Below are 23,947 nucleotides of genomic sequence, written 5' to 3'. Positions count from 1 at the left end.
TTAGTCATCATAGGGTGGCAGCTCTGTTTTGAGTCATAAACACAGCTGCACTCAGAATTAATAGAATGATCAGATTATTGCAGATGCTTTTTCAGTACCTTCCCAGAACAATTTCGCGGCAAATCTTTCCGCACTTCAACACAAGTAGGCACTTTGAATTTCGCCATTTGTTTTTCACAAAAGGCAAAAAACTCTTCCTGTGTTAAGGTTTCCCCTTCCTCCAGCACAATAAACGCCTTAATGGCTTCGTCGCGTATATCATCCGCAACACCTATGACAGCCACATCGACGATAGCAGGGTGTGAGGCAATGATATTTTCGATTTCACTGCAAGAGACATTCTCACCACCGCGTTTGATCATGTTGCTGCTTCTATCGACAAAATAGAAAAAGCCATCTTCATCTTGGTACGCAAAGTCCCCTGTGTGCATCCACCCTGCGTCATCAAAGGTTTTTGCCGTTACTTCAGGGTTGTTGTAATACGCTTTGAATAGCGTTTTGCCCCGTTCGCCTTTAACACACAATTCGCCGACCACGCCACTTTCGACAGGTTGATTATTTTTATCTCGAATTTGCGCTTGGTAACAAAAACCTGGACGACCAATGGATGGCCAACGGCGGATATCGCCCGGCCTGTCTCCAATTAACCCCACTATTGTTTCGGTCATACCATAAGAGGTCAAAAAGCGTTTTACGCCAAAACGCGCCATAAACTGCTCTTTTTCTTCATCGCTTAAATTGAGATAAAACATCGCTTCTCGCAGGCAATGGTCTTTTTCGTTATCCGCCAGCGGTTGGCTTAATAACGTTCGGATCATCATTGGGATCAGCTCGGTGACAGTGGCACGGTGCCTGACAACTTGCTGCCAAAAACGGCGCGCACTGTATTTTTCGATTAAGACAAACGTGGCACCTACAGAGAAAGCTGCCATCGATGCCGTACACTGGCAGTCAATGTGAAAAGCGGGCATCACGGTTAAATACACATCATCGGCGCGTAACGCGTTTTGCCATGAAGAGTAATACCCCGCAAAACGTAAGTTATAGTGAGTGATAATCACCCCTTTGGGTTTTGAAGTTGTCCCTGAGGTAAATAAAATTTCCGCTGTATCGCTCACACTCAGTTCCACAATTTGTGTGAGTTCGATAGGTTGATGCGCCTGTTCTGATAAAAAGTCTGAAATACCGTCTTGTTGTGGGATGGATGTATCTGCAATTAAAAAAATATGTTCGAGACAAGTGCTTTCATCCGCTAAAACACGTTGATAAATATCTAAAAACGGCGTGCAGGTCACCACCATACGAGGTTGGCAGTTCTGCATAATCCACGCACTTTCGTTATATTTATACCGTGCATTGATGGGCACCATAATTGCGCCGATTTTCGCTAAACCAAACCAGCAAAAGAAAAATTCAGGGCAATTATCCAGATGTAAGGCAACTTTATCCCCTTTTTGAATGCCATAGGCTAAAAAGAGATTCGCTGTGCGATTAATTTGCGCATTCATATCTAAATAACTGAATTCGCGAATATTTCCATCACAAGACTCAAAGATAAGCGCCTTATTGTCTTGGTGAGTCAACGCAAGGTCGTCCCACATTTGACGCAAATTTTGTCTACCGATTACATCCATTAATTATTTTCCCTCTATTTCCCCAATGAACATTCAGGCCAACAGGAAAGATTGACCTGAATAATCATTTAATTACTCAACAATTTTGGCTAGCCCTTTATCGACTAGCTCCCGAATATCATTTTCGTTGTAGCCAATGTTTTTTAGTATTTCAGTGGTATCCATGCCGTGAGATGGCATACCGCGCCAAATTTGCCCTGGATTGTTTTTGAATTTTGGCATCACATTTGGGCCACGACAGGTTTCGCCATCCATGGTTTGCCAACTGGTGATAGATTCACGGGCAATATATTGTGGGTTAGTTTCTAACTCAGGAATGGTTAACACTTTGGCGCTTGCAATATTTAGCTCGGCTAACCTTGCAAGTACCTCTTCGATAGAACGTGCGCCTAACCACTCATCTAATTTTTCTTCAACCAGTGGCCCATATGGGCATTCAACACGGTGAATCAGTTGTGTGCCTTCTGGAATTTCAGGCGTACCCAATAAATGCGCTAGGCCGATATCTTTAAAGATTTCTTGAATTTGTGTAATACCGACAATTTCCATGACAATATAGCCATCATTACAGCTATACAGGCCGCAACCTGCGTAATACGGGTCTTTCCCTTTGGTCATACGTGGGCAAACTTCACCCCCATTGAAATAATCCATCATGAAGTACTGCCCCATGCGCAGCATAACTTCATACATTGCTACGTCGATGCTTTCCCCTTTTCCTGTTTCGCGCGCTTTATATAACGCCGCTAATGCCGCGGTTGTGGCGGTCATGCCAGAGAAATAGTCTGCCGTGTATGGGAATGCTGGCATTGGTTGGTCTTTATCACCGTTTTGAATGAGGTAGCCACTGAAGGCTTGAGCGATGGTGTTATATGCAGCAAGGTTGGTATATTGCGGATCACCATACTGGCCAAAGCCCGATAAGTGAGCGATAACCAATTTTGGATTGTGCTCCCACAGCACTTCATCCGTGATCCCACGGCGAGCAAATGCAGGGCCTTTACTTGCTTCAATAAATATATCCGTCGTTTCCATCAACTTGAGAAATGCTTCTCGTCCTTCATCCTTAAAGATATTCAATGAGAGCGCCCGTAAATTACGTCGCGAAAGCTGCGGGTAATTTGGCTGGACACGGATAGTGTCAGCCCATGCCACGTTCTCAATCCAAATAACTTCTGCGCCCCACTCCGCAAACATTTGTCCCGCGAATGGGCCTGCAATTTCAATTCCTGAAAATACGACTTTAACCCCTGAAAGCGGGCCAAATTCAGGCATAGGTAAATGCGCTGCCATGTTCGATTCTCCTGTGAAACTCGGTTGACCCTCTAACTTTGGTTAAAGGGCCAATCCACGACGGTTACGTCATTAGCGGTACTGTTTCAGTACACTGCGGCCTAGTGTCAGTATTTGCATTTCATCTGAACCACCCGATACGCGGTCAACACGCAGGTCGCGCCAGAAACGTGCGATCCGATGTTCACCCGCGATACCAACGCCACCCAGTACTTGCATCGCAGAGTCCACCACTTCGAATGCGGCATTTGCACAGAAGTATTTACACATAGCTGCATCACCTGAGGTGATCAGCCCGTTATCACTCTTCCATGCAGTTTCGTATAACATGTTGCGCATTGAATTGAGCTTGATCGCCATATGTGCAAATTTTTCTTGAATTAATTGATAACGACCAATTGCTTCACCGAATTGAACACGTTGGTTGGCATAACGCGCCGCATCTTCAAATGCGCACATTGCGGTACCGTAGTTAGTCAACGCCACTAAGAAACGCTCGTGGTCAAACTCTTCTTTTACGCGGTTAAAGCCGTTTCCTTCGCGACCGAACATGTCTTTTTCATCCAGTTCGACGTTATCAAAGGTAATTTCACAGCAGCTATCCATACGCAGACCGAGTTTCTCAAGTTTGTTAACCTTGATACCCGGTTTGCTCATATCTAAGAACCACTCAGTAAAGACCGGTTTATCCGGTGAGTCTGCATCGCGGCTCATCACCACAATGTATGGGGTGTAAGCGCTACTGGTGATAAAACATTTGCTTCCGTTCAGGTAAACTTTACCGTTACGGCGCTGATAAGTGGTTTGCAGGCTACCCACGTCAGAACCCGCGCCCGGCTCAGTAATTGCCGAGTTCCACATTTGCTTCCCTGTGCCGCGGAACGCCATGATTTTATCAATCTGCTCTTGTGTCCCTTCACGAAGCACGGTATTGAAACCACCCGGCAGTTGATACAGCACGTAAGTTGGCGCACCTAAACGACCCAGTTCCATCCATACCGCTGCAACGGTGATAAAGCCTGCATCTAAACCACCATGTTCTTCTGGGATCAGCAGGTTATCAATTTCCATATCCGCTAACGCTTTGACAAAACGTTCAGGATATTGGCTGTCACGGTCACATTGTGCGAAGTAGCTTTCCCAGTTTTCACTGGCCATCAGTTCACGGATCCCTGCGACAAACAGTTCCTGCTCATCATTCAATCTAAAATCCATATCAATAACCTCTTAAATGTTGTTTCTGAGTAAATTAGTCATCTTTCCAATGCACTTTGGCATCTTTAATAAACGAGAGCGTTACCATAATGTTGACGAAAAAAAGTGGGCATCCTCCGGCAATTATCGCTGTTTGAATTGGTTTCAATCCGCCGAGTGCCAGTAAAACAATGCCGATGACACCCACTAAGACAGACCAACCGATGCGCACTAACAATGGCGGCTCATCACCATCTTTCACTGCGCGACAAGTCGACATAGCGAGGGTGTAGGAACAGGCATTAATTAGTGTCACAGTGGCGATAAAGCAGAGGATGAAGAAGCCCCAAATTGTTACAGTGCTCAAAGGTAAGGCAGCCCATGTCTCAATGATGGCGCGTGGAACGCCAAACTCATCAATCAGTTTTGGAATGTTAATAATATTTTGGTCGACAAGTTGCAGTGTGTTACTGCCTAAAATCGTCCAAATCAGCGTGGTACCTGCGGTCAGACCCGCAACCATACCAATACACAGTTCACGAACGGTACGACCTTTAGAGATACGTGCGAGGAAAATACACATTTGGATAGCATAGATAACCCACCAAGCCCAATAGAATACTGTCCAGCCTTGTGGGAAACCGCTTTTACCGACCGCATCTGTATAGAACAGCATGCGCGGCATATACATCATTAATACCCCGATAGAATCGGTAAAGTAGTTAACGATAAAACTTGCACCGCCGACAATGAACACCCACCCAAGCATTAAGAAGCTCAAGTAGCTACGCACATCACTGGCAATTTTCACCCCTTTTTGCAAACCAAATGCCACACAAATTGCGTTCAAAATGATCCAACAGAAAATAATGATCGCATCGAGCTGTAAGGTATGAGGGATCCCAAATAAATACTGAATACACTCAGTGACTAGCGGTGTTGCTAGCCCTAAACTGGTACCCATTGCTAGAATTAACGCGACTAAATAGAAGTTATCAACGATTGTCCCGAACCAACCATTAACACGTTTTTCACCTACCAGCGGTACTAACGTACTACTTGGGCGGATAACATCCATTTTGCGCACAAAGAAGAAGTAACCAAACGCAACCGATAAGAAGCTGTAAGTTGCCCACGGTAACGGCCCCCAGTGGAATAAGCTATAGGCTAACCCAATACTTTTCGCCTGAGTTGAATATGGTGCAAATTCAAAAGGTGGTGTTGAAATATAATAATAAATTTCAATAGACCCCCAGAAAAGCACTGCTGCCGATGTACACGACGCGAACATCATGAAAATCCAGCTCGCGCGGCTAAATTCAGGCTTCTCTTCCCCAAGGCGTTTTTTAGCGTATGGTCCTAAAATCAACCAAAACCAGCCACCAAACATCACGACCATATACCATTCAAATGCCCAGCCCCACACGTTTGTCACGTAGCTAAACACTTGGTTGATCACTTCATTTGAAGCATCAAGGTCACGGACGGTTAACCAGCACAATAGTCCAACAATGATCAATGGAGGAAAAAACACTTTAGGTTCTATCCCACCCTTTTTATTTTCTTTGCTCATAGTTCGATCCCAATTTATTATTTAATACATAAGTTTTAAAATAGATATTATTCTCAATACCTCACCACTTATTTATTATTTAATTCCCATAAATTTAATTAATTATTAATCCAATCACTATTCAAATCATGTCGGCTCGTCATTAACAATTCTGTTATTAAGGTCACAATATTATTCGTGATAAATATTTGTTACTATTTTTATGCGTTTTAATAATTAAAATTCTTAATAAATACAAAAGGATAAAATATAGTGTAACGACGATGTTATTAAATACCTTCAGTATTGGTGATTAGGGTAGCAATATTGAACATTTCGTCGCTAAGTTGATGATTTTTACAATATTGGTGAGTAAGGTAGCAGTATGAATATTTAAGTCACGTTTAATTTCAAGTTTTCAATATTGGTGACCCAGGTTTTATTTTTAAATATCCAGTTCATGATAATTATATAATCCGAAACCAAAACGGATCATATTTATTAAATATATTTTAGGAGATGTAATGAATATTATTACATGCTATAAATCTGTTCCTGATGAACAAGATATTATTATTAATAGCTCAGATGGCTCTTTAGACTTTTCCCGTGCGGATACCAAAATTAGTCAATATGATTTAAATGCCATCGAAGCGGCTAATCAAATTAAAGCACAACAACCCGATAGCAAAATTACAGCGTTAAGTATTGGTGGCAAAGCGCTGACCAACATGAAAGGCCGTAAAGACGTACTATCTCGCGGCCCAGATGAATTAGTCGTGGTTATTGATGACCAATTCGAACATGCCCTTCCTAATCAAAGTGCGATCGCCCTTGGTGCAGCAGCACAGAAAATAGGTTTTGACTTAATCATTTGTGGTGACGGCTCTGCTGACCTCAACGCGCAACAAGTCAGCATTCTACTGGGTGAAAGCCTGCAAGTTCCTGCCATTAATGGCGTGAAGAAGATTGTGTCTCTTGGGGCAGATAACATTGTGGTTGAGCGTGAACTTGAAGATGAAATTGAAACATTGTCGCTCCCGCTGCCAGCCATTATTGCTGTGACCTCCGATATTAACGTCCCTGTTATTCCGTCTATGAAAGCAATTTTAGGCGCTGCGAAAAAACCCGTTCAAGCTTGGAGCATTGCAGATATTGCCCTCACTGACATCGCCGCTTTATCGGCTCAATCGATTGCAGCACCGAAGCAAAAAGTACGTCAGCGCATCATTATTGAAGGTGATGGCGACGACCAAATTGCACAGTTTGCTGAACATTTAAGAAAAATTATTTAATCGGAGGCGTTATGAGCAAATTATCAACCGTTTGGGTCTTTAGTGATATGACATCTCGCCTACCCGAACTGATTGGCGGAGCACTCACTCTCGGTGAGCAAGTAAATGTATTAGCATTAGATGAAGCACAAAGTTCCCATGCATTTCAATTAGGTGCAACACAAGTTTTTCAATTAACGGGCAAACCAGATGACCGTATTTTGGAAGACTACGCTGACACCATCGTTGCGACCATCAAACAACATGGCGATAAAGGTCTGTTGCTACTACCGAACACACGTCGTGGAAAATTACTGGCTGCTCGTTTAGGGGCAAGGCTACAAGCTGCTGTTTCGAATGATGCAGCATCGATTACGGTCGAAGCTGACAAAGCGGTTATTAAACATATGGTTTATGGCGGTTTAGCTTTTGGTCAAGAAACCTTAAATAGCATATTTTCCATTGCAACCGTTACCACCGGCACCTTTGAAGCCGCTGCAAGTGATGCATCACGTAGCGGCGCGGCTCAAGCTGCACAATGGGTCGAACCAAAACAATCTGTTGTACGTACCTCGGTTCAGAAAAAAGCAGGTAACTCCGTGGAATTAGACAAAGCTCGCCTTGTAGTGAGTGTCGGTCGTGGGATTGGCAGCCAAGAGAATATTGCGATTGCGAAAAGCCTTGCAGATGCCATTGGCGCTGAAATCGCCTGTTCTCGTCCTGTCGCTGAAAATGAAAAATGGATGGAACACGAGCGCTACGTTGGAATTTCCAACCTGATGATCAAACCTGAACTGTACCTTGCTGTCGGTATTTCAGGGCAAATCCAGCACATGGTCGGGGCAAATGGCGCACAAACTATCGTCGCCATCAACAAAGATAAAAACGCGCCAATCTTCCAATTTGCAGACTATGGGATTGTCGGTGATTTATTCAAAATTCTACCTGCTTTAACGCAGCAATTGGCGAAATAAGCCTATCGCAGTGGGGCATTGGCTCCACTGCTTTGTAAGATTTGGAGAAACTATGTCCGATGATATTTTTGATGCAATCATTGTTGGTGCAGGCCTAGCGGGTTCTGTCGCTGCACTGGTGCTTGCCCGTGAAGGTGCGCAAGTTCTCCTAATTGAAAGAGGAAACTACGCCGGCGGGAAAAATGTTACAGGTGGGCGAATGTATGCCCACAGTTTAGAACGCATTATTCCTGGATTCACCCAAGAAGCGCCTATCGAGCGCATGATCACCCGTGAAAGACTGTCATTTATGACCGACACAGGTGCTGTCACTGTCGACTTCCAAAATAGCGCAGAGCAAAGTCCTGATGAAACGTCTTGGTCTGTTTTACGCGGTAAACTCGACCCATGGCTGGTAGAACAAGCAGAAAATGCGGGAGCGCAATGCATTACAGGTATCCGAGTTGATAAACTGGTCGAACGAGATGGCAAAATCGTTGGAGTCGAAGCAGATGGCGATGTACTTGAAGCCAAAGTTGTCATTTTGGCTGATGGGGTAAACTCACTGCTCGCTGAGCAAATTGGCATGACCAAGCGTGTGAGTGCTGAACATGTCGCCGTTGGGGTTAAAGAGTTAATCGAACTCCCTAAGGATGTTTTATGTAACCGCTTCAATATTAAAGATAATGAAGGTGTTGCATGGTTGTTTGCGGGCTCACCAACTGATGGGCTAATGGGCGGTGGATTTTTATATACCAATGAGGACACGGTTTCTTTAGGCCTGGTTTGTGGCCTGCATCATATCAAAGATGCCAAAAAGTCCGTTCCACAAATGTTAGAAGATTTCAAGCAGCACCCCGCAGTCGCCCCGTTAATTGAAGGTGGCAAAATGATTGAATACGCAGCTCACGTTGTGCCAGAAGCAGGCTTAAAAATGCAGTCAGAGCTTGTCCGTGATGGCGTGTTAATTGCGGGTGATGCCGCAGGTATGTGTATGAATCTTGGCTTTACCATTCGCGGCATGGATTTAGCAGTTGCTTCTGGAGAAGCCGCAGCTAAAACCGTACTTAACGCAATGAAAAAAGAAGACTTTAGCAAACAGGGGTTAAGTGAATACCTCACATTGTTAAATGAAGGGCCACTTAGGGACATGAAAATGTACCAAAAAATGCCTGAATTCTTAGATAACCCACGCATGTTTACGGCTTACCCTGAAATGGCGGTGGGGATTGCGAAAAAGCTGTTTACCATCTCTGATGAAGCACCTGTTCCACTGCGTAAAACCATGCTGCAACATGCGAAAAAAGTGGGCTTCATGAATTTAATCAAGGATGGAATTAAAGGAGTGAGAGCAATATGAGCCAGCCAGTTAACGTGGACGTCAAACTTGGCATTAATAAATTTAATGTCGATGAAGAAAACCCACATATTGTCATCAAAGAGCACCCAGATATGCAAGTGCTCGATACTTTAACAAAGGCCTGCCCCGCAGGTTTATATAAAAAACAAGAAGATGGCTCAGTCCGTTTTGACTATGCCGGATGCCTTGAGTGCGGTACCTGCCGTATTTTAGGTTTAGAGGGTGCACTCGAAAAGTGGGAATACCCACGCGGCACTTTCGGCATTGAATTTCGTTACGGCTGATTAGCATTACTCTCGGAGTTTCAAAAGCTTCGAGAGTTTTATAGCGTATTTTACGCTGACACTGGGATACACAATGAAACCGAAAAGTTTTGATGATATTCAATTCTCCTCCGTGCATCGGCGGATCATGCTATGGGGCAGCGGCGGGCCTTTTCTTGATGGTTATGTATTGGTCCTCATCGGTGTCGCACTTGAACAACTCACCCCCGTGCTCAATTTAAGCAGCGAGTGGATAGGCTTACTGGGCGCAGCAACCCTTGCTGGGTTATTTATCGGTACATCGCTCTTTGGCTATATATGCGATCAAGTCGGTCGGCGTAAAATGTTCCTCATTGATATTGTGGCTATCGGCGTTATTTCTGTCGCAACCATGTTTGTCTCTACGCCATTGCAGCTACTTCTCATGCGCTTTTTAATTGGTATCGTAATTGGTGCAGACTACCCCATCGCCACCTCAATGATCACCGAATTTTCAAACACCAAGCAGCGGGCATTTGCTGTCGGCTTTATTGCTGCGATGTGGTACGTGGGTGCGACTTGCGCCAACCTTGTAGGCTACGCGCTGTATGATGTTGAAGGCGGCTGGCGCTGGATGTTAGGCAGTGCAGTGATCCCCTGTATCATTATTTTGATTGGTCGCTTTGATTTGCCAGAGTCTCCACTATGGTTAATACGCAAAGGGCGAATTAAAGAATGCGAAAAAATGATGGAAAAGCTCTTTGGCCAGCCAGTGATTTTTGAAGCTGAAGAACAGAAAAAAACCCATTTCCTGCAATTATTCACTAAACGTCATTTTTCTTTTGTCTTATTTACCGCGATTATTTGGACTTGCCAAGTGATCCCAATGTTCGCTATCTACACCTTTGGCCCACAAATCGTTGGGCAACTCGGTTGGGATCAAGGTAAAAACGCTGCGCTTGGCAATGTCGTGATCAGCCTATTCTTTATGTTAGGCTGCGTCCCTGCGATGTATTGGCTTAATAAAATGGGCAGACGCCCCTTACTTATTGGTAGCTTTGCCATTATGACCCTTGCATTGGCGATCCTCGGGTTATTCTCCAACCTTGGGATCTGTCTGGTGATCATTATGTTTGGGATCTACGCCTTTTTCTCTGGCGGGCCTGGGATCTTGCAATGGCTTTACCCAAATGAACTGTTCCCAACCGATATCCGAGCTTCCGCCGTGGGTGTGATCATGTCGATTAGCCGTATCGGAACCATCTTTTCTACGTGGGCTCTGCCCGTGTTTATCAGTGAATATGGTATTAGCAATGTGGTGTTGATGGGGGCGGGCGTGTCATTATTAGGCTTAGTTGTTTCGATACTGTTTGCACCAGAAACCAAAGGCTTAACGTTAGCACAAACATCAGTAATGGGAATTAGCCGTCGAAAAAAATAGCGTTCTTAAAATACTCATGAATACAAAAAAGGCCATCGATTGGTGGCCTTTCTCATTTTGTTGATTAAAAGGGCAGGAGCTTATACCAAACGCATAACCAAACGGTGAAATAAGCAAAAATAGCCGCGATAATATCGTCGATCATAATGCCAAAACCACCGCTGACTTTACGGTCAAAAATACGGATCGGCCAAGGCTTCCACATGTCGTAAATACGAAAAACAACAAATGCAGTAAGAACCCACGCTACATTTACCACAGGAATTGCCATCAGTGTGATCCACATACCGATAAACTCATCCCACACAATACTGCCGTGATCATGAATTTTCATGTCGTCCGACGTACGCTGGCAAATATAACAACCAATAATAAAACCAACCACAATAATAGCCCAACATAACCATACTGGCAGGTTGATCATCAATAACCAGAATGGGATCGCAGCGAGTGACCCCATTGTGCCGGGAACAATTGGCGATAACCCACTGCCAAACCCTGTAGCAAGTAAGTGCCACGGATCACGCATGTTTAACCGCTTTTTGGCTTCTGCTTTTTCTTGGCTAGTCGCCATAGACACCTTCCGAAACAAAGTGATCGAAACCTTTAAGGTTTACATCAACTTCTTGGTTATTGCAAAAGTAGCTGATCCCTTCGGACTGAGGTTTGATCTGCCCAATGCAGGTAAAACCAGACCCTGTATGTGCTAATGCCATTTCTAGCGCACCACGATTCATTTCAGGCACCGTAAAGCACAGCTCATAATCTTCACCGCCACTAAGCGACCATAAACGCCCTTGCTCTACGCTACAGCTTTGCTTTAGCGCTTCCGATTGTGGCAACGAATCTAAGTTGATTCGCGCACCGCAGCCACTGGCTTTCAAAATATGATTTAAATCGGAAACCAACCCATCAGAGATATCAATCGCTGAAGAGGCTAAATTACGTAGGGCTTGCCCTTGTAAAATGCGCGGTTGAGGACGCAAATGTCGTGCAACTAACCACGTTTTGTCTTCGGTATTCGCGACATGCAGCCTATCTTGCAAAATAGCGAGCCCCGCTGCACTATCCCCCAAGGTACCCGTCACATAAATCCAATCGCCATTACGCGCACCGGAACGGGACATCGCTTTGCCAACTGGCACTAGGCCATGCACTGTATACGTTAAGCTCATTGGCCCACGCGTGGTATCACCGCCAATTAATTGCATTCCATAATAATTTAGCTGTTCAAACAAGCTATCACTAAAGGACTGCAACCACTCACAATCAACACAAGGCAATGTAATGGCTAAAGAAACCCAAGCAGGATCAGCGCCCATTGCAGCAAGGTCACTTAAATTAGAGGCTAATGATTTATACGCAAGATCAGCGGGAGAAATCGTAGGTAGGAAATGAATACCGGAAACAAGAGTATCAGTACTCACAGCAAGTTGCTGTTTTTCTGGGATGGTCATCAACGCACAGTCATCGCCAATACCGATATTCACATCACGTCGGTTAGTGGTTTGACGGTTAAAGTAACGTGCGATGAGGTCAAATTCGCCATATGACATGGTAGATTTTCCGTTTTCGCTATCTCTATTTTCGTTTTAAACGAAATAAATAATTTATACTCTGAATAATTCAAGCTACAAATAGGCGGCAAATGACTGCCCTACCTAGAGTCGACTAAAACCTACATCTGAAGCTATTTTAGCCAATACACCTGTAACTTAAAGTATGACGAGCCTATAAGTACAAAGGTAGACTGGAACCCAGCCTACCTCTCGACTACTGTAGTGTTACAGGAGGGAACCCTGATATTATTATTTTTTACGGCGAACCGCAGGTGCCGCTTTATCTAATACACCGTTAACGAATTTATGGCTATCTTCTGCACCAAAAACTTTCGCTAATTCAATGCCTTCATTAATTGCGACTTTATAAGGCACATCTTCACGGAAACTTAATTCAAACATGGAGACACGTAAAATCGCTTTTTCTACCTGACCCAGCTCTTCGAGTTGACGAGATAAATAAGGCGTCATCAGTTGATCAAGCTTGGTTGCATTAGTCGCAACGCCTGATAACAGTTCACGAAAATAGTTTACGTCAACGTCTGACATGTCCTGTTCAGCAATAAACTCATATTCGACTTCAGCAATTGGATTGCCAGATAATTGCCATGAATAAATGGCCTGTACAGCACACTCACGAGCGCGGCGACGAGCAGCAGGTTTCACAAGATTCCCCTTAAATTTAAAAACTATACACAAAACAATTTTGCCGCATGGAGATTGATACTCTCATCATGCGACATCCAATTATTTGTGTATTATTTGCCTTTGATGGCTTTAATTACATTAATCATTTCAAGTGCCGTTAATGCAGCTTCAGCACCTTTGTTACCCGCTTTAGTACCCGCACGTTCGATAGCTTGTTCGATGTTTTCAGTGGTTAATACACCGAAAGTTACAGGCACTTCGCTATTCATTGCAACGTGGGACAGACCAGAGCTGCACTCACCTGCAACATATTCAAAGTGAGCAGTACCACCACGGATAACCGTACCTAATGCGATAACAGCATCATATTTTTTGGTTTCAACCAGCGCTTTCGCGGTTAATGGCAGTTCATAGGCACCCGGTACCCAAACGATAGTAATGTTGTCGTTTGAAACCTGACCAATGCGCTCTAACGCATCAACAGCACCTTCCAGCAGACTATCATTAATAAAGTTGTTAAAACGAGCAATAGCGATAGCAACACGCGCTTTTGGCGCAGCAACAACACCTTTAATTACGTTCATAGTCTTCCTCTAATATTAATTATAACCCGCGGGGCGCGGATTTTATCACATTCTTTCGTTTATCGTATGCGCGAATTTCAAAAAAACGCACTTACCAGACAGGACGCAGCCTGACACGCAGGTCATCACCGACTTTCGTCACATCTGTAAATTCAAATCGTGGTGCATCAACTAAAGCACTTAATGCAGGGAAATCAACCAAACCGCGTGCACTATTGCCCAGTAATTTAGGGGCGATATACACAATCAGTTCATCAACAATACCCAGTTTGAGTAACGAGCCTGCTAATTTAGCCCCTGCTTCTACCCAGATACTGTTGACGTTACGTTTCGCCAGTTGCATCATCAAAATAACCAAGTCAGTGCCGTTATCATCAGCAGGAACAGCAATTTGCTCAACCTTCCCTAGCCATGATGCGCTTGCATCTGGGTTTGCACGAACTAACCAACACTCACCATCAAGCTGAGTGACTTTATGGTCAGCCGTCACACGGTTATGATTATCCAGCACAATACGAATTGGCTGGCGTACTTGGCTTTCTGGATAAACATGTTGGATATCCGCGGGGAGCTCGTTCCAACGCACCGTCAGTGAAGGGTCATCCGCAATCACGGTGCTACTGGTGCTTAGAATAGCGCTGGCCTGCGCACGGAATTCTTGGACATCTTTACGCGCCGCAGCACTGGTGATCCACTTGCTTTCACCTGACGCTAATGCCGTCTTGCCATCCAATGAGGCGGCAAGTTTTAACTGAATATACGGGAAGCCCGTACGCATGCGTTTTAAGAAACCGCGGTTTGCCGCTTCGGCTTCGTCTAATAAAACATTGCTGCGAGTTTCAATTCCCGCTTGAGACAACATGTACAGACCACGACCAGCAACTTGCGGATTAGGGTCTTGCATCGCCGCAACAACACGGCTCACGCCAGCGTTAATTAACGCTTCTGCGCAAGGCGGCGTGCGCCCATGGTGGCTGCAAGGCTCAAGGGTGACATACGCCGTTGCCCCTTTTGCTTTCTCGCCTGCCATTCGCAGTGCATGCACTTCTGCATGGGGTTCACCGGCTTTTTGGTGGTAGCCTTCACCTACAATTTCGCCATCACGCACAATCACACACCCGACATTCGGGTTTGGTGATGTGGTAAATCGGCCGAGATGTGCCAATTCAAAGGCACGAGCCATGTAAATGTTATCTTGTTCAATCATTGGTGCTAATCCTGTAATTTCGCGATTTCTTCGCCAAATTCACGCACATCTTCAAAACTACGGTAAACCGAGGCAAAACGAATATAGGCAACTTTATCGAGCTTTTTCAGCTCATCCATCACCAAGCTACCGATCAGTTTTGACGGAACTTCACGTTCCCCCGTTGCTCGGAGTTGGGACTTAATGGAAATGATAGCTTGCTCAATATCATCAGAGCTAACAGGGCGTTTTTCCAACGCTTTTTGCATACCGCGATTGAGTTTTTCTTCATCAAACGGCTCACGCACTTCATCACTTTTAATGACCCTAGGCATGACCAGTTCCGCCACTTCAAATGTGGTAAAACGTTCATGGCAAAGTAAACATTGGCGGCGTCTACGGACTTGAGCACCTTCACCAACCAGACGCGAGTCGATGACTTTCGTATCTACAGCTGAGCAAAATGGGCAATGCATAGCGTTTCCTGAGTCCTATTTACGGAGGGATAGTTTACCCTACTATGCAATAAAAAACACCCTAGAAGATGCCTTCTAGGGTGCTTGTAACGCTGCATATTCCGCGCTGTAGAGGTGTTCGCTTAGTTTATTCACCTTAGTGACATATTGTTGAATGCCTCTAGAGATTAATAACACTTGCCGCTGGGCTACAACACTAAGGCAGTAATGACTCTTGGTCTGCGCCTTCTTTCTCGACTTTCGCTTGCATCAAGTGCTCGCGTTTCATTCCCATCTTCAGTGCTAATGCAGAAGCCACGTAAATAGATGAGATAGTACCGATAGTTACACCGATTAACATAACCAGTGAGAAGCCTTCCAGCATCGCGCCACCGAACAGGTACAGCATCAGAACCACTAATAATGTGGTGGCTGATGTCATGATGGTACGGCTCAATGTTTGCGTCAAAGAGACGTTCATGATTTCGTACGGTGTACCACGACGAATTTTACGGAAGTTTTCACGGATACGGTCGGAAACAACGATACTGTCGTTCAGCGAGTAACCAATAACCGACATCAATGATGCTACGATGGTCATATCTATCTCAATATGGAACAGAGACAGAATACCCAAGGTAATCACCACGTCATGGGCAAGCGATAACACGGCACCCGCCGCCAAACGCCATTCGAAACGAAAACCAACGTAAATTAAGATACAGATAAGCGCAGTTAACAGGGCTAATGCCCCCGTTTGCGCCAATTCTGCACCAACACTCGGCCCCACGAATTCGATTCGTTTAACAGTGGCTTTATCATCCACGTTTTGGTTGATAACCGTAATAATCTCTTTGCCAACTTCTTGACCCGCAGTGCCTTCAATTGGCGGAATACGGATCATGATGTCACGGCTGCTACCAAAGTTTTGAATCAATGGGTCTTTATGGTTCGAGTTAGACAAGCTATCACGAATTTTGTCCAAATCAGCAGGTTGGCTTAGGCTAATCTCAATAACCGTCCCCCCTGTGAAATCCAGACCCCAGTTAAAACCTTTTAGTCCGATAATGACAACCGATGCAACCAATAACAGAGCTGAAATCGTGAAGGCAACGTTGTCCCAGCGCATAAAGTCATAGACTTTACGGCCATAGTTCAATTGTTCAACAGTATAATCCTGTGCCACAACGTGCTCCTTAAATTGACAGCTTGTTAATACGTTTACCGCCGTACAGCAGGTTCACAATCGCACGTGTACCTACAATCGCTGTAAACATAGAGGTTGCGACACCAATCGCTGTCGTAATCGCAAAGCCTTTAATCGACCCTGTACCCACTGCATATAGAATGATAGCGGTGATCAATGTCGTTAAGTTTGCATCGGTAATACTTGAGAAGGCGCCTTTATAACCTTCATGAATCGCTTGCTGAACGGATCGCCCGTTTTTCAGCTCTTCTTTGATACGTTCGTTGATAAGTACGTTAGCATCGACCGCAACCGCAAGGGTTAGTACGATACCTGCAATACCTGGCATGGTGAGTGTTGCACCCGGCAACAACGACATCACACCCACGATTAACACCAAGTTCGCTAACAGCGCGCTACTCGCAATCAAACCAAATTTACGATAGTAGATAATCATAAACAGGATAGACGCTAACAGACCCGCGATACACGCCTTCAGACCTTGCTCGATATTTTGCATACCCAGCGTTGGACCGATAGTACGTTCTTCAACGATTTGAATTGGCGCAATCAACGCACCCGCACGTAATAATAATGAAAGCTGGCGTGCCTCATTACCATTATTGATACCAGTGATACGGAACTTGCTACCAAAACGTGCAGAAATACGTGCAGCGTTGATAACTTTTTCGTCTTTCACCAAAATTGAACGGCCTGTCGCATCTTTTTTGCCGCTGTCTTTATATTCAACAAACAGCGTTGCCATCAACTTGTCTTGGTTATCACGTGTAAAGTCAGACATGATAGAACCACCAGAACTATCAAGGCTGATGCTCACTTGCGGTGCGCCGTTTTCATCGGCTTCAGAGGTGGAGTCAGTGATGTGGTCACCGGTTAAAATAACGCGTTTATACAGGACATACGGCGCCCCTTCACGGTCGTATTTAACTTCAGAGTCACCCGGAACACGGCCACTTTCTGCGGCGGATGAATCCACGCTAGTATTCACAAGGCGGAATTCTAATGTCGCGGTTGCGCCTAAGATTTCTTTAGCGCGTGCTGTATCTTGAATACCCGGTAACTCAACCACAATGCGGTCTGCACCTTGGCGTTGAACTAAAGGTTCGGCAACACCTAATTGGTTTACACGGTTACGAATGATGGTAATGTTCTGAGAAACAGCATAGTTACGAGCTTCACGTAAGCGCTCGTCGGTCATCACAGCGATCATGGTGTTGTCGCTGCCATCACTAAACACGAGGTCTGGGTATTTACGTGCTAGTGCTTTTTCTGCTTGGCTACGATCGTCAGCGTTACGGAAGCGAACTTCGACGCTGTAATCATTGCCTTTACGAATAGAAGAGTACGCAATGCCTTCTTGACGCAGGTCATTACGCAAACCATCCATGTTTTGTTCCTGCAATTTACCTAATGCAGTGTCCATATCAACTTCCATCAGGAAGTGAACCCCACCACGCAGGTCAAGACCCAGCTTCATCGGCTCACCGCCGACAGCTTCGAGCCATTTAGGCGTCGCAGGTGCAAGGTTTAATGCAACAACATACTGGTCACCCAGTGCATTCATGATGACTTCACGAGCACGTAACTGAACATCAGAGTTGTTGAAACGGGCTAAAATTGCCCCATTTTCCAGAGAGATAGACTTACTCTCAATTTTGTCATCTTGTAACGATTTTTGGACTTGGACCAGCGTTTGTTCATTGGCGGCGGTTCCCCGCACGCCAGTGATCTGAACAGCCGGATCCTCACCATATAGGTTTGGAAGTGCATAAAGCAGACCGATGAGGATCGCAACGATCAACATCAGATACTTCCACAAAGGATAACGGTTTAGCACGGCAGTTCCCTTCGGGAAAATCAGAATTAAATTGCTTTCATTGTGCCTTTAGGTAAAACAGCAGCAACGAAATCACGTTTGATGGTTACTTCAGTGTTCTCACTCAGTTCAAGAACAACATAACCTGTTTCAGACACTTTAGTAACACGTCCGATTAAACCGCCAGTTGTTAAAACTTCATCACCTTTCGTGATAGATTCCATCAATTTACGGTGTTCTTTCGCACGTTTTTGCTGTGGACGCAAAATCATGAAATAGAAGATCAGCGCAAAAACAACAAGCATGATAACCATAGTGTATGGGCTACCCTGCGCTGGTGCGCCTGCTGATGCCGCTGCTTCAGAAATAAAAAAACTCATTAAACTTTCCTCATTGTTTTATTGAAAGCAATTTTTAAGTACAGACTCTAACTAATTCAGTGCGTTTACCAAGCTAACTATGCTACACAGATTAGCGTGATTTCGCACTTAAATTCATTCGATATTTAACGAAGGTTCAGGTTTTCCAATCTTTTGATAGAAATCTTTCGCAAACTCTTCGAAATTACCATCTTCAATGGCTTGTCGGATACCCGCCATTAAACGCTGATAGTAACGTAAATTATGGATGGTATTGAGCCTTGCGCCAAGAATTTCATTACATCTATCAAGATGATGCAAATAAGCACGACTATAATGACGACAAGTATAGCAGTCACAATCCGCATCGAGCGTTGATGTGTCAGATTTATACTTCGCATTACGGATTTTTACCACGCCATTCGTGACAAATAAATGGCCGTTTCGTGCATTTCGTGTTGGCATCACACAGTCGAACATGTCGATACCACGACGAACGCCTTCCACTAAATCTTCCGGCTTACCGACACCCATTAAATAACGCGGTTTTTCTGCCGGAATTTGTGGGCAAACATGCTCTAAAATACGGTGCATGTCTTCTTTCGGTTCGCCAACGGCAAGGCCGCCTACAGCGTAACCATCAAAGCCGATTTCCACCAGTCCCTTAACCGAAATATCACGTAAATCTTCGTAAACACTGCCTTGGATGATACCAAACAGGGCATTTTTATTGTTTAACTCGTCAAAACGTTGGCGGCTACGTGCTGCCCAACGCAGCGACATTTCCATTGAGGTCTTTGCATAGTCCCAATCTGCTGGATATGGTGTACATTCGTCAAATATCATCACGATATCTGAACCGAGGTCGTACTGAATTTCCATCGATTTTTCAGGGCTTAAGAAAACTTTCTCACCGTTAATTGGGTTACGAAAATGTACGCCTTCTTCTTTAATTTTACGCATCGCGCCAAGACTAAAGACTTGGAAACCGCCAGAGTCCGTTAAAATCGGGCCTTGCCATTGCATAAAATCATGGAGGTCACCATGTAACTTCATAATTTCTTGCCCAGGACGTAACCACAGGTGGAAAGTATTGCCTAACAGGATTTGAGCGCCCGTCTCTTTCACTTCTTCTGGGGTCATACCTTTTACGGTACCGTAGGTGCCCACTGGCATAAATGCAGGGGTTTCAACCACACCGCGCTCAAATACTAAACGGCCGCGGCGTGCATTGCCATCGGTCGTTTGTAATTCATATTTCACGTTTGCCTCCAAACATCAGAAAAACAGTCTGATGTTATCGATAGTATTAATTTGCTAAGCAAGCAGCCGATGCCACCGCTTATCACTGATTATTCGCCAATTTTTTCGAATTTTGCATTCGCATTGGGGGTGATAAACATCGCATCACCATAGCTAAAGAAACGGTATTGCTCAGCAACCGCCGCTTTGTACGCATTCATTGTGTTTTTATATCCAGCAAATGCAGAAACCAACATAATTAATGTCGATTCAGGCAGATGGAAGTTAGTGATTAATGCATCAATCACCTGATATTCATAACCTGGATAAATAAAAATTTGGGTATCATCAAAAAATGGAGCAATTAAGGCATCTTGGCTGGCTTTAGCTGCGCTTTCTAATGAACGAACTGACGTTGTTCCCACAGCAACAACACGATTACCACGCGCTTTACACGCTAATACCGCATCAACCACATCTTGTGGCACTTCCGCATATTCGGAGTGCATGATGTGGTCTTCGATGGTATCAACACGAACAGGTTGGAATGTCCCCGCGCCAACATGTAACGTAACAAACGCCATTTCGACACCTTTTTGGCGCAAAGCGTCAAGCAAAGGCTCATCAAAGTGTAGGCCCGCCGTTGGCGCTGCGACAGCCCCCGGTTTTTCGCTATACACCGTTTGATAAAGCTCTTTATCTGCTTCCTCATCAGGTCGGTCGATGTAAGGTGGCAATGGCATATGACCAATTTGATTCAAAATGCTCAACACATCCCGTTCATCATCAAAACGCAGCTCAAATAAAGCACCATGACGCGCGACCATCGTGGCGTTGACGCTTTCATCTTCGCCCAGTAACAATTCAGTGCCTTCTTTCGGTGCTTTTGAGGCACGAACATGTGCTAATACACGGTGTTCGTCCAACATACGTTCGATAAGAACTTCAATTTTGCCGCCACTAACTTTGCGACCAAATAGCCTTGCAGGGATCACGCGGGTATTGTTGAATACCAGTAAATCCCCTTTCTCCAATTTTTCTAGGACATCCGTAAAAACACCATGCGTTAGCTGCCCCGATCCACCATCCAGACTTAATAAGCGGCAAGCGCTACGTTCAGCCTGTGGGTAGTGAGCAATCAGTTCTTCAGGTAATTCAAAAGTAAAATCAGAAACACGCATTGTATTGACATCAATCTAAAAAAAACAGGCAACTAGTCTAGTGCCGCACCGCCTTTGGCGCAAGAAATAAGCGCAAAATCGCACAAAAAACCACCATTATTTAACAAATATTTTGTTAGCAAAAAATTCTGTACGCTATTTATCCATTCGATGAATAAATTATTTCAATTTTACTTACCTTTCATGACAAATTGATTTCTATTATTTTGGTTTTCATCTCAATACTGATACCTCATGAATTTCGAATTAGAGCAAGGCAGCAAGCAAATTGAGCCCTAGGAGCATACATAAGTATGTGACTAGGGTCGGTTTGCGCCGCTAACACAGCTATAATTTGAAAGGCATCAGGTATACTATAAAAGAATGAATTATCTAGCACACCTCCACCTAGCCCACCTCGCTGACAGCTCCCTGCTCGGCAACACAATGGCTGACTACGTTCGCGGCAACCCTGCGGGCCTTTACTCGCCTGAAGTCGTCTCTGGCATTATGATGCACCGCGCAGTTGATCGTATTACTGACACTCACCCTTTGGTCAAAGAGGCCAAGTTACTGTTTCGTGAGGAATATCGCCGCGTTGCCCCGATTACATTGGATTTAGTGTGGGATCATTTTTTGTCTTTGCATTGGTCGACAATTGAGCCCGACACTTCACTGCCTGAATTCGTGCGTTATTGCCGAAATATTATCGAACCTCAGCTTTATCATACCCCTGAAAAATTTCAGGAGTTAAATGAGTTTCTCTGGCCGCAACAGTGGTTAATTCGTTATGCAGATAAAAACTATATTGGTAAATCCCTGAATGGAATGGCCAAAAGAAGACCAAGGCTCAGTGCGCTAAGTGGTTCATTTGATGATTTTTTATTGCAGTATGATGCGCTGGAAAATATTTTCTTTCAATTTTACCCACAAATGATGGCGAATGCGCTGCAACAAATTTTTGCACAAGATGTCACAATACAGGCAAAGGGATAAATTAATGCTTGCACTTTGGCAGAATAAAACTATCTTATTGATATTAATTTATTAAATCAGTATAATTGATAGTTAAAACCTATCACAATAATTGGTTTAAATGTCTTTATTATCAAAAGATAATTTTTTATCCTTTTGGAAGTCTATGTTCGAAAATACACAATTTTTGTGAAATCTCTCGGACAAAAATCAAACTCATAGGAGTAAATTATGGTTCTGGTAACACGTCAAGCCCCTGACTTTACTGCTGCTGCTGTTTTAGGTAACGGTGAAATTGTTGAAAACTTCAACCTGAAAACCCACCTGAACGGCCGTCCAGCTGTGATCTTTTTCTGGCCAATGGACTTCACTTTCGTTTGTCCTTCAGAGCTGATCGCATTTGACCACCGCTATGAAGAATTCAAAAAACGCGGTGTTGAAATTGTTGGTGTTTCTTTTGACTCTGAGTTTGTTCATAACGCATGGCGTAAAACCCCTGTTGATAACGGCGGTATCGGTGAAGTTAAATACCCGATGGTTGCTGATATCAAACGCGAAATCATGAAAGCTTACGGTATTGAACACCCAGAAGCAGGCGTTGCACTGCGTGGTTCTTTCCTCGTTGACAAAAACGGCGTTGTTCGTCACCAAGTCGTTAACGACCTGCCATTAGGCCGTAACATCGACGAAATGCTGCGTATGGTTGACGCACTGCAATTCCACGAAGAGCACGGTGATGTTTGCCCAGCTCAGTGGGAAAAAGGAAAAGAAGGTATGAACGCATCTCCAAAAGGCGTTGCTGACTACCTGACCAAAAACTCTGCAAAACTGTAATCAATCGATTTAGTTTTTCGAAAGCGGGCTTATTGCCCGCTTTTTTCTTTTCACCTTCTCCCCCTTTAAGAAACATCCCAAACAACACAATATATCCCCCTTATCATTTCTCTTAGACTGTAAACCTTTCCTTATTTATATTATTGTTACAATTAGAATCATTTAATTACAAATAAATAACAAAGCTAGGTATCGGAAAATGAACTTAAAACTCATCGCCTCAATGACTATTATCAGTGCATTCCTTGCTGGATGCGATAGCAGCCAAACTGCATCAGAAAGTAACTTCAAAAAATCCATCCAAGACTATCTCGATACTAAAAAAGCGATTTGTATCAATGTAGATCCAATACCAGCAGGCTTTATCACTAAATTCAGCTACCGCAATATTGAGCAGCTGGATACGCTAGTTGGTGCGGGGTTACTGGCTAAAAGTGAAAAACAAATCACGGTGAAAGACGTATGGACTGGTGAACAAACAGGAGATGGTGTCGAATATACGCTGACCAGTGAAGGGCAAAAATTTTATGACGAGAAACAAGCTAAATCTTCCGGTCGTGGCAGTTTCTGCACAGGTAAGCTCGTTGTTAACGAAGTCACTAATTTTACTGAGCCAGCAGAGCGCGGTGGGCAACAAATTTCTATCGCCAACTACACGCAAAAACTGGAAGATATTGCTGCGTGGGCGAAAAATGAAAAAGTGATTGCGGCTTATCCTCAAATTCAATCAGCACAAACACATGCTGAACGTGCACAGCAAAGCCCTCTCATTTTAACCAATAATGGTTGGGTTCACATGTCATTGTTTAATAAAAAATAATATACTTTACGGGCTCTTTTTGAGCCCTTTCCCTACCCATATTTAACGCCTGCTTATTCATAAATAACCCTACCCAGTTAACACTTCTTAACTCAAATATTCAACACTCCACACTATTGTATGCTATACATTAAAAACACAAATAATTAACAAATTATT

General features: G+C 44.2%; 23 protein-coding genes. 8 read left to right on the top strand and 15 right to left on the bottom strand.

All coding sequences use genetic code 11. The annotated features are described in order from the left end of the window. Positions 1–74: 74 nt before the first annotated feature. The 4 genes from caiC to caiT all read right to left on the bottom strand — a co-directional run bounded on the left by caiC (position 75) and on the right by caiT (position 5,694). Entirely contained in the window at positions 75–1,634 is a 1,560-nt protein-coding gene (caiC, locus tag AC4IFT_RS03705; protein WP_490731735.1) for a crotonobetaine/carnitine-CoA ligase, read from the bottom strand. Positions 1,635–1,706: 72 nt separating this feature from the next. Beyond that, on the bottom strand, positions 1,707–2,927 hold the full coding sequence (gene caiB / locus AC4IFT_RS03700) for an L-carnitine CoA-transferase (RefSeq protein ID WP_206084579.1): 1,221 nt from the start codon (positions 2,925–2,927) through the stop codon (positions 1,707–1,709). Between the two features lie 72 nt (positions 2,928–2,999). After that, on the bottom strand, positions 3,000–4,142 hold the full coding sequence (caiA, locus tag AC4IFT_RS03695; protein WP_102139025.1) for a crotonobetainyl-CoA dehydrogenase: 1,143 nt from the start codon (positions 4,140–4,142) through the stop codon (positions 3,000–3,002). A 34-nt stretch (positions 4,143–4,176) separates the two neighbouring features. Continuing rightward, positions 4,177–5,694, bottom strand: a complete 1,518-nt coding sequence (gene caiT / locus AC4IFT_RS03690) for an L-carnitine/gamma-butyrobetaine antiporter (RefSeq protein ID WP_273803196.1) — start codon at positions 5,692–5,694, stop codon at positions 4,177–4,179. Between the two features lie 503 nt (positions 5,695–6,197). On the opposite strand from caiT, the gene fixA reads away from it, so the two are divergent. From fixA to AC4IFT_RS03665, 5 genes are all read left to right on the top strand, one after another. Next, on the top strand, positions 6,198–6,968 hold the full coding sequence (gene fixA / locus AC4IFT_RS03685; RefSeq protein WP_490731732.1) for a putative electron transfer flavoprotein FixA: 771 nt from the start codon (positions 6,198–6,200) through the stop codon (positions 6,966–6,968). 11 nt (positions 6,969–6,979) lie between these two features. Continuing rightward, a complete protein-coding gene (locus AC4IFT_RS03680) occupies positions 6,980–7,921 on the top strand; it encodes an FAD-binding protein (RefSeq protein ID WP_490731730.1) in 942 nt (313 codons plus the stop codon). Between the two features lie 52 nt (positions 7,922–7,973). After that, positions 7,974–9,260, top strand: a complete 1,287-nt coding sequence (fixC, locus tag AC4IFT_RS03675; RefSeq protein WP_273839288.1) for an FAD-dependent oxidoreductase FixC — start codon at positions 7,974–7,976, stop codon at positions 9,258–9,260. Further along, positions 9,257–9,544 carry a ferredoxin-like protein FixX gene (fixX, locus tag AC4IFT_RS03670; protein WP_219245730.1) on the top strand — a complete coding sequence of 96 codons (288 nt, stop codon included), beginning with the start codon at positions 9,257–9,259 and terminating at the stop codon, positions 9,542–9,544. Before fixC ends, fixX begins: the two co-directional genes overlap by 4 nt. A 73-nt stretch (positions 9,545–9,617) precedes the next feature. Continuing rightward, a complete protein-coding gene (locus tag AC4IFT_RS03665) occupies positions 9,618–10,943 on the top strand; it encodes an MFS transporter (RefSeq protein WP_490731728.1) in 1,326 nt (441 codons plus the stop codon). 64 nt (positions 10,944–11,007) lie between these two features. On the opposite strand, the gene pgpA is transcribed toward AC4IFT_RS03665, so the two are convergent. The 11 genes from pgpA to queA form a co-directional block, all read right to left on the bottom strand. Next, entirely contained in the window at positions 11,008–11,517 is a 510-nt protein-coding gene (gene pgpA, locus AC4IFT_RS03660; RefSeq protein ID WP_219245729.1) for a phosphatidylglycerophosphatase A, read from the bottom strand. Next, positions 11,507–12,499 (bottom strand): thiamine-phosphate kinase, encoded by a 993-nt coding sequence (gene thiL, locus AC4IFT_RS03655; RefSeq protein ID WP_490731725.1) that lies wholly within the window; start codon positions 12,497–12,499, stop codon positions 11,507–11,509. Before thiL ends, pgpA begins: the two co-directional genes overlap by 11 nt. 252 nt (positions 12,500–12,751) lie before the next feature. Next, positions 12,752–13,168 (bottom strand): transcription antitermination factor NusB, encoded by a 417-nt coding sequence (nusB, locus tag AC4IFT_RS03650; RefSeq protein ID WP_219245727.1) that lies wholly within the window; start codon positions 13,166–13,168, stop codon positions 12,752–12,754. A gap of 92 nt (positions 13,169–13,260) precedes the next feature. Further along, the gene (ribH, locus tag AC4IFT_RS03645) at positions 13,261–13,734 is read right to left on the bottom strand and encodes a 6,7-dimethyl-8-ribityllumazine synthase (RefSeq protein ID WP_206084570.1); all 474 of its coding nucleotides are present in this window, start codon (positions 13,732–13,734) and stop codon (positions 13,261–13,263) included. Between the two features lie 91 nt (positions 13,735–13,825). Then, positions 13,826–14,938 (bottom strand): bifunctional diaminohydroxyphosphoribosylaminopyrimidine deaminase/5-amino-6-(5-phosphoribosylamino)uracil reductase RibD, encoded by a 1,113-nt coding sequence (ribD, locus tag AC4IFT_RS03640; protein WP_490750696.1) that lies wholly within the window; start codon positions 14,936–14,938, stop codon positions 13,826–13,828. Positions 14,939–14,946: 8 nt separating this feature from the next. Continuing rightward, positions 14,947–15,396 (bottom strand): transcriptional regulator NrdR, encoded by a 450-nt coding sequence (gene nrdR / locus AC4IFT_RS03635; protein WP_206084569.1) that lies wholly within the window; start codon positions 15,394–15,396, stop codon positions 14,947–14,949. 196 nt (positions 15,397–15,592) lie between these two features. Then, positions 15,593–16,561, bottom strand: coding sequence for a protein translocase subunit SecF (gene secF, locus AC4IFT_RS03630; RefSeq protein WP_219245726.1), 969 nt, complete (start codon positions 16,559–16,561; stop codon positions 15,593–15,595). 10 nt (positions 16,562–16,571) lie between these two features. Then, positions 16,572–18,419 (bottom strand): protein translocase subunit SecD, encoded by a 1,848-nt coding sequence (secD, locus tag AC4IFT_RS03625; protein ID WP_219245725.1) that lies wholly within the window; start codon positions 18,417–18,419, stop codon positions 16,572–16,574. A gap of 26 nt (positions 18,420–18,445) precedes the next feature. Further along, the gene (gene yajC / locus AC4IFT_RS03620) at positions 18,446–18,778 is read right to left on the bottom strand and encodes a preprotein translocase subunit YajC (protein ID WP_004905542.1); all 333 of its coding nucleotides are present in this window, start codon (positions 18,776–18,778) and stop codon (positions 18,446–18,448) included. Between the two features lie 114 nt (positions 18,779–18,892). Then, entirely contained in the window at positions 18,893–20,020 is a 1,128-nt protein-coding gene (gene tgt / locus AC4IFT_RS03615; RefSeq protein ID WP_219245724.1) for a tRNA guanosine(34) transglycosylase Tgt, read from the bottom strand. A gap of 89 nt (positions 20,021–20,109) precedes the next feature. Further along, positions 20,110–21,180 (bottom strand): tRNA preQ1(34) S-adenosylmethionine ribosyltransferase-isomerase QueA, encoded by a 1,071-nt coding sequence (queA, locus tag AC4IFT_RS03610; protein ID WP_490731721.1) that lies wholly within the window; start codon positions 21,178–21,180, stop codon positions 20,110–20,112. Between the two features lie 363 nt (positions 21,181–21,543). Between queA and AC4IFT_RS03605 the strand changes: the two genes are divergently transcribed. The 3 genes from AC4IFT_RS03605 to AC4IFT_RS03595 all read left to right on the top strand — a co-directional run bounded on the left by AC4IFT_RS03605 (position 21,544) and on the right by AC4IFT_RS03595 (position 23,788). Continuing rightward, positions 21,544–22,155 carry an acyl carrier protein phosphodiesterase gene (locus AC4IFT_RS03605; protein ID WP_490750646.1) on the top strand — a complete coding sequence of 204 codons (612 nt, stop codon included), beginning with the start codon at positions 21,544–21,546 and terminating at the stop codon, positions 22,153–22,155. A gap of 210 nt (positions 22,156–22,365) precedes the next feature. Next, entirely contained in the window at positions 22,366–22,968 is a 603-nt protein-coding gene (locus AC4IFT_RS03600) for a peroxiredoxin C (protein WP_219245721.1), read from the top strand. 199 nt (positions 22,969–23,167) lie between these two features. Further along, a complete protein-coding gene (locus tag AC4IFT_RS03595; protein WP_490731717.1) occupies positions 23,168–23,788 on the top strand; it encodes a hypothetical protein in 621 nt (206 codons plus the stop codon). Positions 23,789–23,947 lie beyond the last annotated feature (159 nt).

This window comes from Providencia sp. UF-183 (genome assembly GCF_058246155.1).
Note: the sequence above shows the minus strand (reverse complement) of the source record. Positions and strands in the feature narration are given on the sequence as shown.

Excerpts from the sequence above, each read along its gene's own strand:
- caiC (WP_490731735.1), bottom strand. The coding sequence starts at position 1,634 with ATGGATGTAATCGGTAGACAAAATTTGCGTCAAATGTGGGACGACCTT.
- caiB (WP_206084579.1), bottom strand. The coding sequence starts at position 2,927 with ATGGCAGCGCATTTACCTATGCCTGAATTTGGCCCGCTTTCAGGGGTT.
- caiA (WP_102139025.1), bottom strand. The coding sequence starts at position 4,142 with ATGGATTTTAGATTGAATGATGAGCAGGAACTGTTTGTCGCAGGGATC.
- caiT (WP_273803196.1), bottom strand. The coding sequence starts at position 5,694 with ATGAGCAAAGAAAATAAAAAGGGTGGGATAGAACCTAAAGTGTTTTTT.
- fixA (WP_490731732.1), top strand. The coding sequence starts at position 6,198 with ATGAATATTATTACATGCTATAAATCTGTTCCTGATGAACAAGATATT.
- AC4IFT_RS03680 (WP_490731730.1), top strand. The coding sequence starts at position 6,980 with ATGAGCAAATTATCAACCGTTTGGGTCTTTAGTGATATGACATCTCGC.
- fixC (WP_273839288.1), top strand. The coding sequence starts at position 7,974 with ATGTCCGATGATATTTTTGATGCAATCATTGTTGGTGCAGGCCTAGCG.
- fixX (WP_219245730.1), top strand. The coding sequence starts at position 9,257 with ATGAGCCAGCCAGTTAACGTGGACGTCAAACTTGGCATTAATAAATTT.
- AC4IFT_RS03665 (WP_490731728.1), top strand. The coding sequence starts at position 9,618 with ATGAAACCGAAAAGTTTTGATGATATTCAATTCTCCTCCGTGCATCGG.
- pgpA (WP_219245729.1), bottom strand. The coding sequence starts at position 11,517 with ATGGCGACTAGCCAAGAAAAAGCAGAAGCCAAAAAGCGGTTAAACATG.
- thiL (WP_490731725.1), bottom strand. The coding sequence starts at position 12,499 with ATGTCATATGGCGAATTTGACCTCATCGCACGTTACTTTAACCGTCAA.
- ribH (WP_206084570.1), bottom strand. The coding sequence starts at position 13,734 with ATGAACGTAATTAAAGGTGTTGTTGCTGCGCCAAAAGCGCGTGTTGCT.
- nrdR (WP_206084569.1), bottom strand. The coding sequence starts at position 15,396 with ATGCATTGCCCATTTTGCTCAGCTGTAGATACGAAAGTCATCGACTCG.
- yajC (WP_004905542.1), bottom strand. The coding sequence starts at position 18,778 with ATGAGTTTTTTTATTTCTGAAGCAGCGGCATCAGCAGGCGCACCAGCG.
- queA (WP_490731721.1), bottom strand. The coding sequence starts at position 21,180 with ATGCGTGTTTCTGATTTTACTTTTGAATTACCTGAAGAACTGATTGCT.
- AC4IFT_RS03605 (WP_490750646.1), top strand. The coding sequence starts at position 21,544 with ATGAATTATCTAGCACACCTCCACCTAGCCCACCTCGCTGACAGCTCC.
- AC4IFT_RS03600 (WP_219245721.1), top strand. The coding sequence starts at position 22,366 with ATGGTTCTGGTAACACGTCAAGCCCCTGACTTTACTGCTGCTGCTGTT.
- AC4IFT_RS03595 (WP_490731717.1), top strand. The coding sequence starts at position 23,168 with ATGAACTTAAAACTCATCGCCTCAATGACTATTATCAGTGCATTCCTT.